A 16,109-nucleotide genomic window follows, 5' to 3' on the forward strand; every position below is an offset into this window, starting at 1 on the left:
CTCCCCCGCCGATCCACGTGATGAGGTGGCGCAGCGCGGCCCGGCACACGAACACCTGCTGGCCGCTGTTGATCGCGCCGCCGCAGTCGACCATCCCCGCGAGCTCGCCCAACTGGTAGGCGTCCGCGTGGGCCTGGCCGGCGATCTCCCAGGTGACGATCTTGTCGGAGTCGGGCTGGCGGGCGCGAGCCGAGTCGAGCAGGCCACCGAGGTCGCCCTCGGCCTGCACTACCAGGACGGGCGCGTCGAGGTCATCGCGCAAGCGCAGGGTCTGCGACGAGACGGCGGCGGCGATGCCGGCCGCGCGGCCGCGGTCGCCGAACGGCAGGGCCCCGCCGCCGCGGCTGTGCAGCAGGAACCCGTCGAACACGCCGACCAGCGGGTGCACGCCGTCGATGTAGGAGGTCAGTGCGATGGCCGACTGCGACTCCCCGATCGCGATCACCGTCTCCGGAGCGAGCCCGGCCAGCGGTCCGACGTCGAGCGGGGCCCCGCCCTCTCGCGACCCGCCCGCCGCGCGGCAGTAACGGCCGACCTGGGTGACGATGTCGTAGGCGTACGCGTCACCGGGATGGTGCAGGTCGCCGTACCGCCCCTCGCGCTGAGCGCGCAGGCCTCCGGTCTGGCCGCCCATCCCCACGGCCGCGTCGCCGCCCTCGACGGCGATGAACTGCGCCGACACCCCGACCCACGCGTGGCCGGCGCGCACGATCTCCTCCGCGAGGTAGGTGTACTCGGGCGCGGCGTCCTGGCCACCGCTGACGTTGAGCCACTCCACCAGCACCACGCCGCTGAACCGTTCGGCGGACGGGCGGCGGACCAACACGCGGGTGCAGTAGGGCTGGGAGTCGGCCTCGGCGAGCGTGACCCGGCCATCGGTGGGCAGCTCGCCGACCGAGTACGACACCGCCTCGCCCGCACACGACCACTCGGACTCGATGAACCCCGCGGCGGGGAGGTCCGGGCCTGGGCGGGCGGCCATGGGCGGCACGGCCCGGCCCTCGGTGAGTTCGGTGAACGTCGGCGACTGCGCTGGCTGCATGGCCTCAATTCTGCCCGCCCCTGACGCGCCTGGAACACGTTTCCGCGACCCGGAGTGAGGCCCCCGCCGGGCCTCCGGGGGTCGGCGAGAGCTGACCCCCGTCGCTACTGCCCGTCCGGACCGGGAGCGTCATCCGCCGCCGTGGACGGGGTCGACTCAGCGGTCGACGAGGGCGACGTCGTGACGACGCTGGTCGGCGGGGACGTCGACGTGACGACACTGGTCTGCCGCGAACTCGTCGCCGGCGCCGCGGCGTCCTCGACCGGGGCCCGGGTCCGCGAACTGGTCCGGGTGGGCGTGGCGGGGGGCCCGGCCGAGAGCGTGGCCGCCGACGTCCGCGCGGGCGACGGTGTGGGCGTCGGCGCCGCCGGGCCCGGCCGCTCGGACGGTGCACAGCTGGTCAGGTGCTTCTGCGCCATCCACGCCGGCGCACCCTTGGCGATCGCCTCGGCCGGGCAGGTCCCCAGGTGGATCGACACGTCTGGGGCCCGTCGCCACCTGCCGTCCGAGTACGCCACCCAGTAGGGATCACCCGACACGGCGCTGGCCATGACGGCCCAGCCTGCCTGGCAGTCGATGATCCGCGCACCGCTGTTCGGGAACAGCAGGTCGGCGTTGATCACCGCGGAATCGCACTCCGGCCCCGTCACCTCCAGCACCCCGGCGCCCTCGGGACCGGAGGGCCGCGGGACGATCCAGGACATCCGGGGAGAAGCCACTCCCGGCAGCCGAGGGCGAGACCTCGACGGCCGGTGTCTCCGACCCGGACCCACTGCTGCGGACCAGGGCGACCACGCCCACCCCGACCACGAGCACGGCGAGGGCGGCCGCCAGAACAGTGATCAGCGTCCTGGAAGCCGTGAGTTCGGGGCGACCGGTCATCGCGCCTCTCCTGCACGGTCGGAACCACACCCGTTTGTGAGGTCATTTTTATGCTACGGGGCGCGTCAAGTGGGCGATCGGTCGCCGATACCCGCCCCGCGGTCGGCGGTTATCGGAGAGGATCGTGCCCATGACGGACTCCACTCGCACCCTGGCCGGAAAGACCCTGCTGATGTCGGGCGGCAGCCGCGGCATCGGCCTGGCCATCGCCCTGCGCGCCGCCCGCGACGGTGCGAACATCGCGATGCTCGCCAAGACCGACACTCCCCACCCGAAGCTCGAGGGCACCGTGCACACCGCCGCGGCCCAGATCGAGGAGGCGGGAGGGAAGGCCCTGGCCGTGGTGGGCGACGTCCGGAACGAGGACTCGGTGCAGGAGGCCGTCGACAGGACGGTCGAGGCGTTCGGCGGGATCGACATCGTGGTCAACAACGCCAGCGCGATCGACCTGTCACCGACCCCTGACCTGGCCATGAAGAAGTACGACCTCATGCAGGACATCAACTGCCGCGGCTCGTTCCTGCTGTCCAAGACGGCGCTGCCGCACCTGGAGGCCTCGGACGCCGCCCACATCCTCACGCTGTCCCCGCCGCTCAATCTCAATCCCAAGTGGGCGGGCAGCTTCCTCGGCTACACGATCGCCAAGTACGGCATGAGCCTGGTGACGTTGGGCCTGGCCGAGGAGCTCAAGGGACGCGGGATCGCGGCCAACAGCCTGTGGCCGCGCACCACCATCGCCACCGCCGCCGTGGCCAACCTGCTCGGCGGCGAGGAGATGGTCGCGCGCAGCCGCACGCCGGAGATCATGGCCGACGCCGCGCACGCGGTCCTCACGCGCGACCCCCGCGAGTGTACGGGCAACTTCTTCATCGACGACGACGTCCTCACCGAGGAGGGCGTCACCGACTTCTCCGTCTACGGCGGCCCCCTCGAGGAGCTGGAGCTCGACATCTTCCTCGACGCCTGAGCCCGGTGGCGGCGCGCTCTGAGGCCGCGCCGGAGCCGCGCAGCGTGCCGACAGACGGCCGGCCGCTACTTCGCGTCGGCGAGCGCGTAGGCCGCGCCCGACGCCGCCGCCGTCACCGTGAGCACCGCCGGCCACGAGCCCATCTTCTTGGCCAGCGGGTGCGAGGCGCCGAACGCCGCCACGTACAGCGCCGACAGGCCCACCGTGGTGGGCACGTCGGTCTTGGCCGCCCACGAGCGACCGGCCCAGACGCCGGCCGCCGCCAGCACGACCCCACCGAGCGGACGGATCCCCGTCTCACGGGCGGTCAACCACCCGCCGAGCAGCCCGGTGGCCACGACGGCGGCGGTGGAGACGGACTCAGGACTCTTCACATCGATCATCGGCATGACCCGATCCTATGGCCGACGCCCACGTGGGCGGGACGGGCGTTCCTCGTCGTCGTCGCCGTATCTCTCGGTACGGTGAGCCCAACGCCGCCCGCACGCGCCCCCGGCGGCGACGCCCCGCCCGCCCCACAGGAGGCCCCGTGACCAGTCAGGACACCGCCACGCACGTGCTCGATGAGGTGGTGGCGCTGGAGCCGCTCGGCGAGAACCTCTACCGCGGCCGCACGCACGAGGCGTACGCCAACATGGTCGGCCCGTTCGGCGGCACCACGGCGGCGACGATGCTGGCCGCGGTCCTGCAGCACCCCGAGCGGCACGGCGACCCGCTCGCGCTGACCCTCAACTACGCCGGGCCCGTCGCCGACGGCGAGTTCCTCATCGAGGCGCGCCCCGCCCGCACCAACCGCTCCAACCAGCACTGGTGGATCGAGATGCGCCAGGGCGACGACGTGGTCACCACCGCCACGGCCATCACCGGGCTGCGGCGGGAGACGTGGTCGGAGACCGAGGCCGCCGCGCCCGCCGTACCCGCTCCGGAGGAGCTGCCCTCCGCCGGCGCCGACCGCGGCGTGAAGTGGGTGGAGAACTACGACATGCGGTTCGTCGAGGGGGGATGGGAGGCCGTCGCGGCGGGCGAGGAGAGCCCGGGGTCGACGACGACGATGTGGATCCGCGACGCCCCGGCCCGCGGTCTCGACCATCTCGCGCTGACGGCCATGTGCGATTCGTTCTTCCCGCGCGCATTCCTGCGGCTCGGTCGGCCGGTCCCCGCGGGCACGGTGACGCTGACGATCCACTTCCTGGCCACCGCCGACGAGATCGCCGCCCAGGGCACCGACTTCCTGCTGGGCAGCGTGCACTCGCACCGCTTCCACGGCAACTACCACGACGAGGCCGCGCGCCTGTGGGGTCGCGACGGGACGCTGCTGGCGACGGGCACGCAGCTTATGTATTTCAAAGGCTGAGTACTTCAGGAGCTCAGTACTTCAAGAGTTAGGACGGCCCATGTCGGCGACCCGAAACCATTCCACCCACGAGGTCCTCAACCAGGCTCCGCCGCGGGTCGACGTGGACGAGTTCGCCCTCAACCCGGCGCTGCAGGACGCGGTGGCGACCTTCTCCCCGCACGCGCGGATCGAGGGGTTCCACGAGATCGGCCGCCACGTCGGCACCGCGCAGTACCAACACGACGCCGAGCTCGCCAACACCCGCCCGCCCGTGCACCACTCGCACGACCGGTGGGGCAACCGCGTCGACGAGATCGAGTTCCACCCCGCCTACCACCGCATCATGGAGTACTCGGTGGCCCACGGACTGCACACCTCGGCGTGGGCCGACCCCGGGCAGGGCGCGAACGTCGAGCGGGCCGCCGGGTTCATGCTGGTCTCGCAGGTCGAGGCCGGGCACGGGTGCCCGCTGTCCATGACCCACGCCGTGGTTCCGTCGTTGCGCCTGAGCCCGGAGCTGGCCGCCGAATGGGAGCCCGCGCTGCTCTCCCGCGTCTACGACCCGGAGCTGCGCGACCCCGCCACCAAGTCGGGCGTGCTGTTCGGGATGGCGATGACCGAGAAGCAGGGCGGCTCGGACGTCCGCGCCAACACCACGACCGCCGAACCCGTCACCGCCGGCGGCTCCGTGGGCGCGGGCGACTCGGGCTGCCATGTCCTGCGGGGCCACAAGTGGTTCTGCTCGGCGCCGCAGTCGGACGCGTTCCTCGTGCTGGCGCAGGCTCCGGAGGGGCTGAGCTGCTTCCTCGTCCCGCGCGTGCTGCCGGGCGGCGAGCGCAACCCGTTCCTCGTGCAGCGGCTCAAGGACAAGCTCGGCAACAAGTCCAACGCCTCCTCCGAGGTGGAGTTCGACGGGACGCTCGGCTGGATGGTCGGCGAGCCCGGTCGCGGCGTGCGCACGATCATCGAGATGGTCGGCCGCACCCGGCTGGACTGTGTGCTCGGCGCCGCGGCGGGAATGCGGCAGGGCGTGGCCGAGGCCGCGTGGCACGCCCGGCACCGGGCGGCGTTCGGCGCGACACTCGTCGACCAGCCCGCGATGGCGGCCGTCCTGGCCGACCTGCAGCTCGAGTCCGAGGCCGCGACGTGGACGGCCTTGAGGTTGGCGTCGGCGTACGACGACGAGGAATTCGCCCCCTACCGTCGGCTGGCCACCGCGGTGGCGAAGTACTGGGTCTGCAAGCGCGGGCCGAACCACGCCTACGAGTCGCTGGAGTGCCTCGGCGGCAACGGCTACACCGAGGCGTTCCCACTCGCGCGCCGCTACCGGGAGCAGCCGGTGCTGGCGGTGTGGGAGGGCTCGGGCAACGTCATCGCCCTGGACGTGCTGCGGGCCATGACCCGGGAACCGGAGTCGGTAGCGGCGTTCGATGCCGAGCTGTCCGCGCAGCTGGGCGGTCACGAGCTGTACGACCGGCACGTCGAGCGGGTGCGCGGGCTCGTGAGCCGGGCCGCCGCCGACCCGGGCGCGGCGCCCGGGATCGCGCGACGGCTGGTCGAGTCGATGGCGCTGGCCCAGCAGGCCGCGGTCCTGCTCGCCCACGCCCCGGCCCCGGTCGCGGAGGCGTTCTGCCTGGCCCGCCTCGGCGACGACCGCTCGGCCGAGTACGGCGCCCTGCCCGACGGTGTGGACATCCGCGCACTGGTCGAGAGGGCCTGACCCGGCGCGCGGCAGAGAAACGACACCGCCGGTTTCGGAAATCGCGTGACAGCACGTGAGCCGTGTCACACACTGGGGGCATCCCCACAACGAGGTGCTGTATGTCAATTTCCGGTGAGCCGCGCGAGAAGGTCTTCCGTCCCGGGCCCGCGCCGCTGCGCTCCCACCTGCCGGTGCTGGGCAAGACGCTGGAATATGTGCACGACCCACTGTCCGCGATGGCCCGTCGCTATCGCGACCACGGCCCGGTCTCCGATCTCAACCTCCTCGGCCGGACCAGGACCGCGCTCATCGGCCCCGACGCGTGCCAGGCCGCTCTGCAGAACGGCGACAAGGCGTTCGCCAGCGGCCCGGGCTGGGGATACCTGGTGGGGCCGTTCTTCAATCGCGGGCTGATGCTGCTCGACTTCGAGGAGCACAAGCACTACCGGCAGATCATGCAGGAGGCGTTCACCCGCCCCCGGCTCGAGGGCTACACGCGGACGCTCGCGCCGCTCGTCGACGCGGGAATCGCGTCCTGGTCGCCGGACCGGGCGTTCCGGATCTACCCCGCACTCAAGTCGCACACGCTCGACCTGGCGACCGACGTGTTCATGGGCGGCGCCGAGTACGCCGTTCCCGGCGAGATCGACCGTGTGAACACGGCTTTCGTCGACTGCGTGCAGGCGGCCAACGGGTACGTCCGGTCGACGGCCCCGGTGCCGTTCACCAAGTGGGGCCGCGCCACCCGCGGCCGCCGGCTGCTGGAGGAGTTCCTCCGCCGCCATCTTCCGGCCCGCCGCGCGAATCCGGGAGAGGACCTGTTCTCCGCGCTGTGTCAGGTGGCGGACGCCTCCGGCGGGATCGACGACGACGACATCATCAACCAGATGATCTTCCTGCTGATGGCCGCGCATGACACCACGACCAGCACGGTGACGTCCATGGTCTACGAGCTCGGCCGCGACGTGGAATGGCAGGAGCGGCTGCGTCGGCAGTGCCTGGCGCTGGGCCCGAACCCGAGCCTGGCCGAGCTGGAGGAGCTGCCTGACCTCGCATTGGTGATGAAGGAGACGCTGCGTCTGCACCCGCCGGTTCCGGTGCTGGCCCGCAAGACGGTCAAGGACACCGAGATCCTCGGGGTGGAGATCCCGGCGGGTCGGCTCATCTCGGTGATGCCGCTGTACTCACACCACATGCCCGAGTACTGGACGGACCCGGAGATCTTCGACCCGGAGCGGTTTTCCGAGGAGCGGCGGGAGGACAAGTCGCACCGCTTCGCGTGGGAGCCTTTCGGCGGTGGCGTGCACAAGTGCCTCGGCATGATCTTCGCCAACCTCGAGTCGAAGCTCGTGCTGAGCGCGCTGCTGCGCCACTTCGAGTGGTCGGTGCCGCTGGACTACTCCCCGCCCATGAAGAACGACTCGCTGCCCTACCCCGGCGACGGGCTGCCCGTCGCCCTGCGCCGGCTCTCGCGCGTCCACGCCTGACCCGCCGCCGCCCACCCGCCCGCACCTGCTCCGGGTGCGGGCGCGGGCATATGCGCAGCTAGAGTCGCCCGCGCCGGCGCCACCTATCCGATTCCGCGGCGCCTACCGGATCCGCTAGGTGGCGCAGATCGCGATAGGCGGCGTGGGGATCTGGTAGGTGGCGAGAGATCCGATAGGTGAGCTGAGCGCCGGGCGGGCGGCCGGCAGCCCCGCTGTCAGACGAGAAGACGGTTCCGCCCGCGTCGGCCGAGTGGGCGCGTGCGGAACCGTCTTTTCGATGGGCGAACCGCCGCCCGGCGGCCATGCCCGGCGGACTCGGGCGGCGGGGCGGAGGACCCGGGCGGTGGGGCGGCGGGGCCGGGGTCAGCTCTCGAGGGCGTTGATCACCTCGAGCTCGCCCTCCGAATGCGAGGCGCGGATGCGCTTCTTGTCCAGCTTGCCGACCGAGGTCTTGGGGATCTCGTCGACAAAGGCGAAGCGCTCCGGCACCTGCCACTTGGCCATCCGCTGTGCCAGGTGCGCGCGGAGCTCCTCGACGTCCGGATCGGGGATGCCCTCCTTGACGACGATCGCGGCCAGCGGGCGCTCGTCCCACTTGGGATCCGGCACACCGACAACGGCCGCCTCGGCCACGGCCGGGTGCTCGAGCAGGTAGTTCTCCACCTCGACCGAGGAGATCCACTCGCCGCCGGACTTGATGATGTCCTTGGCGCGGTCGGTCAGCTGGAGGAAGCCCTCGGGCCGCACGTAACCCACGTCGCCGGTGCGCAGCCAGCCGTCATCGAACGAGTCCGAGTTGTCGACCTTGTAGTAGCTTCCGGTGATCCACGGGCCGCGGACCTGCAGCTCGCCCACAGACTCGCCGTCCCACGGCAACTCGTTGCCGGCGTCGTCGACGATCCGCGCCTTGACGCCCGCGAGGAAACGACCCTGGGTGGTCCGCAGCTGGAACTGCTTCTCCTCCGGCAGCTCCGCCTTGGGCCGCGACAGCGTGCCGATGGGCGAGGTCTCGGTCATCCCCCAGGCGTGGATGATGTTGATCCCGTAGCGCTCCTTGAACTTACGGATCAACTCCGGCGGGCAGGAGCTGCCACCCACCACCACGGCGCGGAAACTCGACATGTCGACGGGATGGTCCACGCTGTAGGCGTCCAAGGCCATCCAGATGGTCGGCACGGCGGCGGCCAGCGTCGGACGCTCGGAGGCGATCATCGCGGCGAGCGGCTCGGGCTGCAGGAACCGCTCCGGCATGAGCAGCGAGGCGCCCACCATGAACGCGGCGTACGGCAGGCCCCACGACATGGCGTGGAACATCGGGACGATCGCCAGGACGTTGTCGTCCACCGAGATGTCCATACCGTCGGACATGCACACCTGCATCGAGTGCAGGTAGATCGAGCGGTGCGAGTAGACGACGCCCTTCGGATCGCCGGTCGTGCCCGAGGTGTACGCCATCGCGGCACCCGAGTTCTCGTCGACCTCCGGCCACTCGAACTCCGTGGGCTGCGCGGCCAGGAGCGCCTCGTAGTCGTGCACCTGCACGCCCTCGGGAGCCTCCAGGCTCGCGGCGCCACCACCGGTCACGATCACGTGCTCGACCGTGGAGAACCGCGGCAGCAGGGGCTGCAGCAACGGGATCAGGCTCGGGTCGACGATGACGACCTTGTCCTCGGCGTGGTTGGCCACGAACTCCAGCTGGTCCGGGAACAGCCGGATGTTGAGCGGGTGCAGCACCGCGCCCATCGACGGGATGGCCAGGTAGGCCTCCATGTGCTCGGAGTTGTTCCACTGGAAGGTGGCGACCCGCTGGTCACCGTCGATCCCCAGCGACCGCAGGGCGTGGGCCAGCTGCGCAGCGCGCTTGCCGAGATCGCCGAACGAGAGCTTGCGCGGCCCCTCCGCGGTCCAGGTGGTGACCACGGCATCGGCGTGGACGGTCGAACCGAACTGCAGGATCGTGCTGATGTTCAGCTGCTCCGGCATCATCGTGCTGCGCATGGGCGGGACTCCTTACTCGCGGGGCGTGCGTGACCTGACGGGACGCGTGTGTATGCCGTAGATCACTCTGAAGGTCGAGACTACCCCCGCGCCCCTCCGCCCCACCCGCTCAGGGGGGAATCGCCCGCTTCGGCGTCGAGGGCGTCGAACACCTCCTGGACCGTCTTCATCGCCGACAGGGCGGCGGGCGCCCCGCAGTACCCCGACGCGTGGATGACGGCCTCGGAGATCTCCTCCCGCGTCAGCCCGTTGGTCAGGCCCCCGCGGACGTGGCCGGCCAGCTCGGCGTTCGCGCGCAGCGCCACCAGCATCCCGATGTTGAGCAGACTCCTGTCCCGCCGACCCAGGCCCGGCCGGTCCCAGATGTTGCCCCACACGTTCTCGGTGACCACGTACTGGATGGCCTCCGACGCCGTCCCGGCCACCCGGTCCATCGCCCGGTCGACGAAGGCGTCCCCCATCACCTCGCGCCTGGTCGCGAATCCCTGCTCACGCAGGTCCCGGGCCGCAGGCCCGTCGTCGGCGGAACTCGTCGTCGTCGTCATCTGGTGGTCCTTCCTCTGGGCGCCGTCGGTCAGTGCCTCGTGGGTCACCGACCATCCTCCCCTGTCCCGTCTCCGCCGAAAGCGCCACGCCCGCCCCGCCGGCGGAGCACTCTGGGGACAGGTATCCGGCTCGGGAAGGCGGCCCGCCATGCACTCTCGGACAACCCGACGGATCGCACGCGCGGTCCTCGCGCTCGGACTCGCGCCCGTCCTGGCGCTGTCGGCCTGCTCGACCGAACCCGGAGGGGCCGAGGAGGACGCGACGGCCACCTCGTCGTCGTCGCCCCCGGACCGCACCACCTCCGCGCGTCCCGGCACGCTCGGCGGCGAGCCCCTCCCGGTCCAGGACACGGCGCCGTGCGCGCAGGACGGCGGCGGCACGCCCGTGGCCCGCACCGCCGACGGCCAGGCCGGCCCCGAGGGGCCCATCTCGTTGAACCCCGAGGTCGCCACCGGGTTCCGCACCGGGATGCGGCCCGTCGCCACCGCGTCGTACTCGGTCTCCACCGCGCACCCGCTGTCGACCCGGGCCGCGTGCGAGGTCCTCGCCGACGGCGGTACCGCCGCCGACGCCCTGGTCACCGCCCAGGCCGTCCTCGGGCTGGTCGAGCCGCAGTCCTCCGGCCTCGGCGGCGGCGGATTCCTCGTGCACTACGACGCCGAGTCCGGGCAGGTCGAGACGTACGACGGCCGCGAGACCGCGCCCGCCGCCGCCACCGTGGACTACCTCCGGCACATCTCGCCCGACGACACCGCCGCACCGCGGCCCGACGCCCGGCGCAGCGGGCGGTCCATCGGCGTGCCCGGCATCCTCCGCCTGCTCGAATTGGCCCACGCCGACCACGGCGAGCGCGAGTGGCGCGACCTGTTCGACCCCGCGGTGCTGCTGGCCGACGACGGCTTCGAGATCAGCCCACGCCTGGCCGAATCCATCGCCGCCTCCGCCGCGGACCTGGCCCGCGACCCCGACGCCGCCGGGTACTTCCTCGACGGCGACACCGGGAAACCCGCCGGGACGCGCCTCACCAACCCCGCCTACGCCAAGACCCTGTCCGCCGTGGCCACCGAGGGCGCCGACGCGTTCTACACCGGCGCGATCGCCGAGGCGATCGTCGACCAGGTCAGCACCGAGCGCGAGGGCATCACCCCCGGCGCCATGACCCTCGACGACCTCGCCGGATACGAGGCCATCACGCGCGACCCCGTGTGCAGCCCGTACCGCGACCACGCCGTGTGCGGCATGGCGCCGCCGTCCTCGGGGGGCACCGCCGTCGCCTCGACCCTGGCCATGCTCGCCGAGTCCGACCTCGCCGCGTACCCGCCGACCGACGTCGGACCCGACGGCGGCCTGCCCGCCCCCGAGGCCGTGCACCTGGTCACCGAGGCCGAGCGGCTCGCCTACGCCGACCGCGACGTCTACATCGCCGACCCGCGCTTCGTGCCGCCGCCGCTGGGCTCCGCGATGACCCTGCTGCGCCCCGGCTACCTCGCCGGACGCGCCGGCCTCATCGACACCGAACGGTCCATGGGCGAGGCCGAGCCCGGCGACTTCCCCTTCGACGCCCGCGGCGTGTTCACCGGCCCCGAGCACGGGACCACGCACATCAGCATCGTCGACGCGCAGGGCAACGCCGCCGCGCTCACCACGACCATCGAGTCCGCGTTCGGCTCCTTCCAGATGGTCGAGGGGTTCCTGCTCAACAACCAGCTCACCGACTTCGCCGCCGAGCCGCGCGACGAGGCCGGGGAACTACAGGCCAACCGCGTCCAGCCCGGGAAGCGGCCGCGCTCGTCCATGGCCCCCACGCTGGTGTTCGACGGCACGCCGCTCGCGCGCGGCGAGCTGCGCGCGGTGGTCGGCTCGCCCGGCGGGTCCCGGATCATCCAGTTCGTCGTCAAGACGCTCGTCGGGATGCTCGACTGGGACCTCGACCCGCAGCAGGCCGTGGGCTCGCCGTCGTTCGGGGCGATCAACTCGCCCGAGACCGCGATCGGTGGCGAGCACCCGGCGGTGACCGACGACTCCGAGCTGACCCGGTGGCTCACCGAGCGCGGCCACGAGGTCTCCACCGAGGAACAGTCGTCGGGGCTCTCGGCGATCCTGCGCCAGTCCGACGGCACGCTGGTCGGCGGCGCCGACCCGCGGCGCGAGGGGGTCGTGCTGGGCGGGTGAGGCGGCGGCTTCTACCCGAAGGCTCGGCGGCGGGGCGCTGGGCGGGTGAGGCGGCGGCTTCTGCCCGCCGCGCCTGCTCGGCTACCCTCGAGAGGTCCGGCCACCTGCGCCGGGCGCCCCGCGGCAATTCGGCGGAAGTCGGTGTGAATCCGACGCTGTCCCGCAACTGTGATCCCGTCCCCGGACGGGCGAGCCAGGTCGGCCGGTGCCGCGGTAGCCGTACGTACTGACCTCGGACGAAGGACGGTCGCGTGCAGCGGCCCCACCGCCGCGGCCCGAGCTGTTTTCGTCCTCCGAGCCGCGGAGGATGCCATGCCCCACCCACGATCCCGTTCCCTGCTGATCGCGCCGCTGGCCGCCCTCGCGCTCGTCGCCACCGCGTGCAGCGGCTCCGACGGCGAGGACGCCGCCCCCGCCGATCAGACCGGCGCGGCGGCCGACGAGCCGCAGGCCATCGTGTCCCTGAGCCCCACGACCACCGAGATGCTCTACGCCGTCGGCGCGGGCGACCAGGTGGTGGCGGTGGACGAGCGGTCCGACTTCCCGGAGGACGCGCCCGTCACCGACCTGTCGGGCTACACGCCCAACCTCGAGGCGATCCTGGGCTACGCCCCCGACCTGGTGGTGCTCACCGACGACAACGCCGACATCGTGGCCGGGCTCGAGCGCTCGGGCGTCGAGGTGCTCCAGCTGCCCGCCGCCCAGACGCTCGACGAGACGTACAGCCAGCTCGAGCAGGTCGGCGCGGCCACCGGCAACATCGGCGAGGCCGCCGAGCTGGTGTCGGAGATGCAAACCGAGATCGACGAGATCGTCGCCTCCGTGCCCGAGCGCGAGACGCCGCTGACGTACTTCCACGAGCTGGACGACACCTACTACACCGTCACCGACGCCACCTACGTCGGCGAGATCTACTCCATGCTCGGCCTGGCGTCCATCGCCACCGGCGATGACACCTACCCGCAGCTGTCGGAGGAACTCATCCTCGAGGCCGACCCTGACCTCATCTTCCTCGCCGACGGGCAGTGCTGCGGAGTGACCGCGGAGACCGTGGCGCAGCGTCCCGGCTGGGACGGGCTCACCGCCGTGCGCGAGGACCGCGTCCACGTGGTGGACGAGGACCTCGCCAGCCGCTGGGGCCCGCGCATCGTGGACTTCATGCGCGAGGTCGCCGCGATCGTCGCGCAGATCCCCGCCGACCAGCCCGCGACCCAGCCCACCCCGTGACCCGCCCGTCGCCCCGCCACGCCCTCACGCTGGGCGGGGCGACGCTGCTCTTCGGAGCGGCGATGCTGCTGGGCACCCTCATCGGCCCGGCCGGACTCACCGCCGGCGGGGTGCTGCTCGACCTGCTCGACCGCCTTCCGCTCATCGCGGTGGACTCCGGCCTCACCGAGCGCCAGCAGGTGATCCTGTGGGAGATCCGGGTCCCGCGCGTCGTTCTGGGTGCGATCGTCGGCGCGACACTGGCGATCGCGGGCGCCACCTACCAGGGCGTGTTCCGCAATCCGCTCGCCGACCCATACCTGCTGGGCGTGTCCAGCGGCGCCGGCCTGGGCGCGACACTGGCGATCGTCGCGGGCGGTGCGATGGGCTCGGGCCTGGTGCCGCCGGCCGCGTTCGCCGGCGGCATGATCGCCGTGATGGCCACGTACGCGCTGGGACGCAGCGTGGGCGGCGGGCGCAGCGAGGTCGTCATCATCCTCGCCGGCGTCGCGGTGGCCGCGTTCGCGAGCGCCATCCAGACCTTCTTCATGCAGCGTCACGACGACACGCTTCGGCAGGTGTACTCGTGGATGCTCGGACGCCTCACCACCAGCGGGTGGACCGACGTGCGGGCGGTCCTGCCGTACGTGCTGGTCTCCGTGGCGGTGATCGCCCTGTTCCGGCGCATGCTCGACGTCATGGCGGTCGGCGACGTCGAGGCCGCCACGATGGGCATCTCCCCGGCGCGGGTGCGTCTCATCCTCATCAGCGTCGCCACCCTCGGCACGGCGGCGGTCGTGTCGGTCTCGGGCCTCATCGGGTTCGTGGGCATCGTCATCCCGCACGCGGTGCGGATGCTCATAGGGCCCGGGCACCGACTGCTGCTGCCCACCTCCCTGCTGGCCGGGGCGACGTTTCTCGTGCTGGCCGACGTCATCGCGCGCACCGCCATGAGCCCGGCCGAGCTGCCGATCGGCGTGGTCACCGCCGCGATCGGCGCCCCGTTCTTCCTCGTGGTCCTGCGCCGCAGTCGGGGGCAGATATGAGCCCCGCCGACCACGCGCGCCGGGCCCCCTCGAGCCCGGCCGCACCACGCCACCCCGCCCTGGCCTGCCGCGACCTGCACGTCGTCCGCGACCGCACGCCGGTCCTGCACGGCATCGACCTGTCGGTTCCCGCGGGTTCCTGGGTGTCGCTGGTCGGCCCCAACGGCTCCGGTAAGACCACCCTGCTGTTCGCACTCGCGGGTCTCGTCCCGACGTCGGGGGGCGTCGAGGTCGAGGGGTTCGCGCCGCGCCGCGCGGGGCGCCGCCGCGTAGCGCGGACGGTGGCGATGATGCCGCAGCGCCCGGTGGTACCGGAGGGCGTCACCGCGCGCGAGCTCATCCGCCTCGGTCGCACGCCGCACATCTCCCGCTTCGGCACGGAGACCGCCCACGACCACGAGGTCGTCGACCGGGTGATCGACCGCCTCGACCTGCGCGACCTCGCCGCGCGCACCGCGACCACCCTGTCCGGCGGCGAGCTCCAGCGGGTGGTGCTCGGTCGCTCGCTGGCGCAGGAGCCGCGGGTGCTGCTGCTCGACGAGCCCACCAGCGCCCTCGACATCGGTCACCAGCAGCAGGTGCTGGACCTGGTCGACTCGATGCGGCGCGAGAGCGGGCTGACGGTGGTCGCGGCCATGCACGACCTCACCTCGGCCGCGCACTACGGCGAGCGGCTGGTGCTACTGGACGGCGGGCGCGTCGTGGCCGACGGCCGGCCGGAGGAGGTGCTCACCGCCGAACGGGTGGCGCAGGTGTACGGGGCGCGCGTCGAGGTCGTGGAGCGTCCCGACGGCCCGGCGGTGCTGCCCCTGCGCGGCGCGGGAGCGGGGCCCGGCGAGGAGGGCGCGCCCGGGCGCCGGACGCCCGGGGAGTGCGCGCCGTGATGGAAGTCGTGCTGCTGGGCACGGGCGCGGCCGACGGCTGGCCCAACCCGTTCTGCCGGTGCACGTCGTGCGGCGAGGCGCGCCGGCTCGGCGTGGTGCGCGGCCAGACCTGCGCGCTTGTCGACGACGAGCTGCTGATCGACTGCGGCCCGGAGGCCCCCGGCGCGGCGGTGCGGCTCGGGCGCACCCTGGCGTCGGTCAGGCATCTGCTCATCACTCACGCCCACGCCGACCATCTCGGTCCGCAGGCGTTGCTCTACCGCTCGTGGGTCCCGGGGGCGGGTGGGCTCGAGGTGGTCGGTCCCGCCGACGCGCTCGAGGTGTGCCGTCCGTGGGTCGGTCCGGACGACCCGGTGCGGTTCGTCCCGGTCGTCGCCGGGGACCGGCTCATCGTGGGCGGCTACGACGTGCGCGTGCTGCCGGCCCGGCACCGTGTCTTCCGCGACGGCGACGCCGTGCTCTACGACCTCACCGGGCCCGACGGCGCGCGACTGCTGTGGGCCACCGACACCGGTCCGTGGGACGAGGACTGGTTCGCCGCGGTCCGTGACGCCCGGTACGACGCGGTGTTCATGGAACAGACCCTCGGCGACCGCGAGGAGCTCTCCCCCGTGCACCTGGGCCTGTCCCGGTTCGCCGACCTGCTCGCGCGGCTGCGCGGGGTGGGCGCGGTGGTCGATGAGACCGAGGTGGTCGCCGTCCACCTGGGGCATCACAATCCGGCGCCCGACGTCCTGGCCGCGCGCCTGCACGGCCTCGGCGCCCGTGCCGGGGTCGACGGCGAGGTGGTCTGCTGCGGTCGCGATCAGCGGACTCCCGGTGACCGCGACCTCGACTCGCG

General features: G+C 72.5%; 14 protein-coding genes and 1 riboswitch. Of the genes, 10 read left to right on the plus strand and 4 right to left on the minus strand.

Translation table 11 applies throughout. The annotated features are described in order from the left end of the window. The coding region (locus DCI01S_RS14010; RefSeq protein WP_061229796.1) for an alpha/beta hydrolase domain-containing protein at nt 1-1,042 on the minus strand (1,042 nt) is incomplete at its 3' end. 141 nt (nt 1,043-1,183) lie between these two features. On the opposite strand from DCI01S_RS14010, the gene DCI01S_RS14015 reads away from it, so the two are divergent. Continuing rightward, nucleotides 1,184-1,567 carry a hypothetical protein gene (locus DCI01S_RS14015; RefSeq protein WP_061229797.1) on the plus strand — a complete coding sequence of 128 codons (384 nt, stop codon included), beginning with the start codon at nt 1,184-1,186 and terminating at the stop codon, nt 1,565-1,567. A gap of 487 nt (nt 1,568-2,054) precedes the next feature. Further along, a complete protein-coding gene (locus tag DCI01S_RS14020) occupies nt 2,055-2,891 on the plus strand; it encodes an SDR family oxidoreductase (protein WP_061229798.1) in 837 nt (278 codons plus the stop codon). Nucleotides 2,892-2,956: 65 nt separating this feature from the next. Here DCI01S_RS14020 and DCI01S_RS14025 read toward each other — a convergent pair whose 3' ends face one another. Then, nucleotides 2,957-3,280: a hypothetical protein gene (locus DCI01S_RS14025; RefSeq protein ID WP_007633082.1), complete on the minus strand. Its 324-nt coding sequence runs from the start codon at nt 3,278-3,280 to the stop codon at nt 2,957-2,959. A 140-nt stretch (nt 3,281-3,420) separates the two neighbouring features. Here DCI01S_RS14025 and DCI01S_RS14030 point away from each other — a divergent pair, with 140 nt between their 5' ends. From DCI01S_RS14030 to DCI01S_RS14040, 3 genes are all read left to right on the plus strand, one after another. Continuing rightward, nucleotides 3,421-4,245, plus strand: a complete 825-nt coding sequence (locus DCI01S_RS14030) for an acyl-CoA thioesterase (RefSeq protein WP_061229799.1) — start codon at nt 3,421-3,423, stop codon at nt 4,243-4,245. A 40-nt stretch (nt 4,246-4,285) separates the two neighbouring features. After that, nucleotides 4,286-5,947: an acyl-CoA dehydrogenase family protein gene (locus DCI01S_RS14035; RefSeq protein ID WP_061229800.1), complete on the plus strand. Its 1,662-nt coding sequence runs from the start codon at nt 4,286-4,288 to the stop codon at nt 5,945-5,947. Nucleotides 5,948-6,048: 101 nt separating this feature from the next. After that, a complete protein-coding gene (locus DCI01S_RS14040; protein ID WP_061229801.1) occupies nt 6,049-7,416 on the plus strand; it encodes a cytochrome P450 in 1,368 nt (455 codons plus the stop codon). 363 nt (nt 7,417-7,779) lie between these two features. Here DCI01S_RS14040 and DCI01S_RS14045 read toward each other — a convergent pair whose 3' ends face one another. Both DCI01S_RS14045 and DCI01S_RS14050 read right to left on the minus strand, forming a co-directional pair. Then, on the minus strand, nt 7,780-9,414 hold the full coding sequence (locus DCI01S_RS14045; RefSeq protein ID WP_061229802.1) for a long-chain fatty acid--CoA ligase: 1,635 nt from the start codon (nt 9,412-9,414) through the stop codon (nt 7,780-7,782). Nucleotides 9,415-9,494: 80 nt separating this feature from the next. After that, entirely contained in the window at nt 9,495-9,959 is a 465-nt protein-coding gene (locus DCI01S_RS14050) for a carboxymuconolactone decarboxylase family protein (RefSeq protein WP_061229807.1), read from the minus strand. 148 nt (nt 9,960-10,107) lie between these two features. Here DCI01S_RS14050 and DCI01S_RS14055 point away from each other — a divergent pair, with 148 nt between their 5' ends. The 5 genes from DCI01S_RS14055 to DCI01S_RS14075 all read left to right on the plus strand — a co-directional run. Beyond that, complete coding sequence (locus tag DCI01S_RS14055; protein WP_061229803.1) at nt 10,108-12,132, plus strand: gamma-glutamyltransferase family protein; 2,025 nt, start codon at nt 10,108-10,110, stop codon at nt 12,130-12,132. A gap of 137 nt (nt 12,133-12,269) precedes the next feature. Continuing rightward, a riboswitch (cobalamin riboswitch) is annotated at nt 12,270-12,330 on the plus strand. A gap of 114 nt (nt 12,331-12,444) precedes the next feature. Next, nucleotides 12,445-13,359, plus strand: coding sequence for an ABC transporter substrate-binding protein (locus DCI01S_RS14060; RefSeq protein WP_061229804.1), 915 nt, complete (start codon nt 12,445-12,447; stop codon nt 13,357-13,359). Next, on the plus strand, nt 13,356-14,384 hold the full coding sequence (locus DCI01S_RS14065) for a FecCD family ABC transporter permease (RefSeq protein WP_061229805.1): 1,029 nt from the start codon (nt 13,356-13,358) through the stop codon (nt 14,382-14,384). The genes DCI01S_RS14060 and DCI01S_RS14065 overlap by 4 nt, the downstream gene beginning before the upstream one ends. Continuing rightward, entirely contained in the window at nt 14,381-15,268 is an 888-nt protein-coding gene (locus tag DCI01S_RS14070; RefSeq protein WP_061229806.1) for an ABC transporter ATP-binding protein, read from the plus strand. Before DCI01S_RS14065 ends, DCI01S_RS14070 begins: the two co-directional genes overlap by 4 nt. Continuing rightward, nucleotides 15,268-16,109: MBL fold metallo-hydrolase (locus tag DCI01S_RS14075; protein ID WP_061229808.1), on the plus strand; the 842-nt coding region annotated here is incomplete at its 3' end. The genes DCI01S_RS14070 and DCI01S_RS14075, both read left to right, overlap by 1 nt.

The organism is Dietzia cinnamea NBRC 102147 (assembly GCF_001571065.1).
Taxonomy (GTDB): domain Bacteria; phylum Actinomycetota; class Actinomycetes; order Mycobacteriales; family Mycobacteriaceae; genus Dietzia; species Dietzia cinnamea.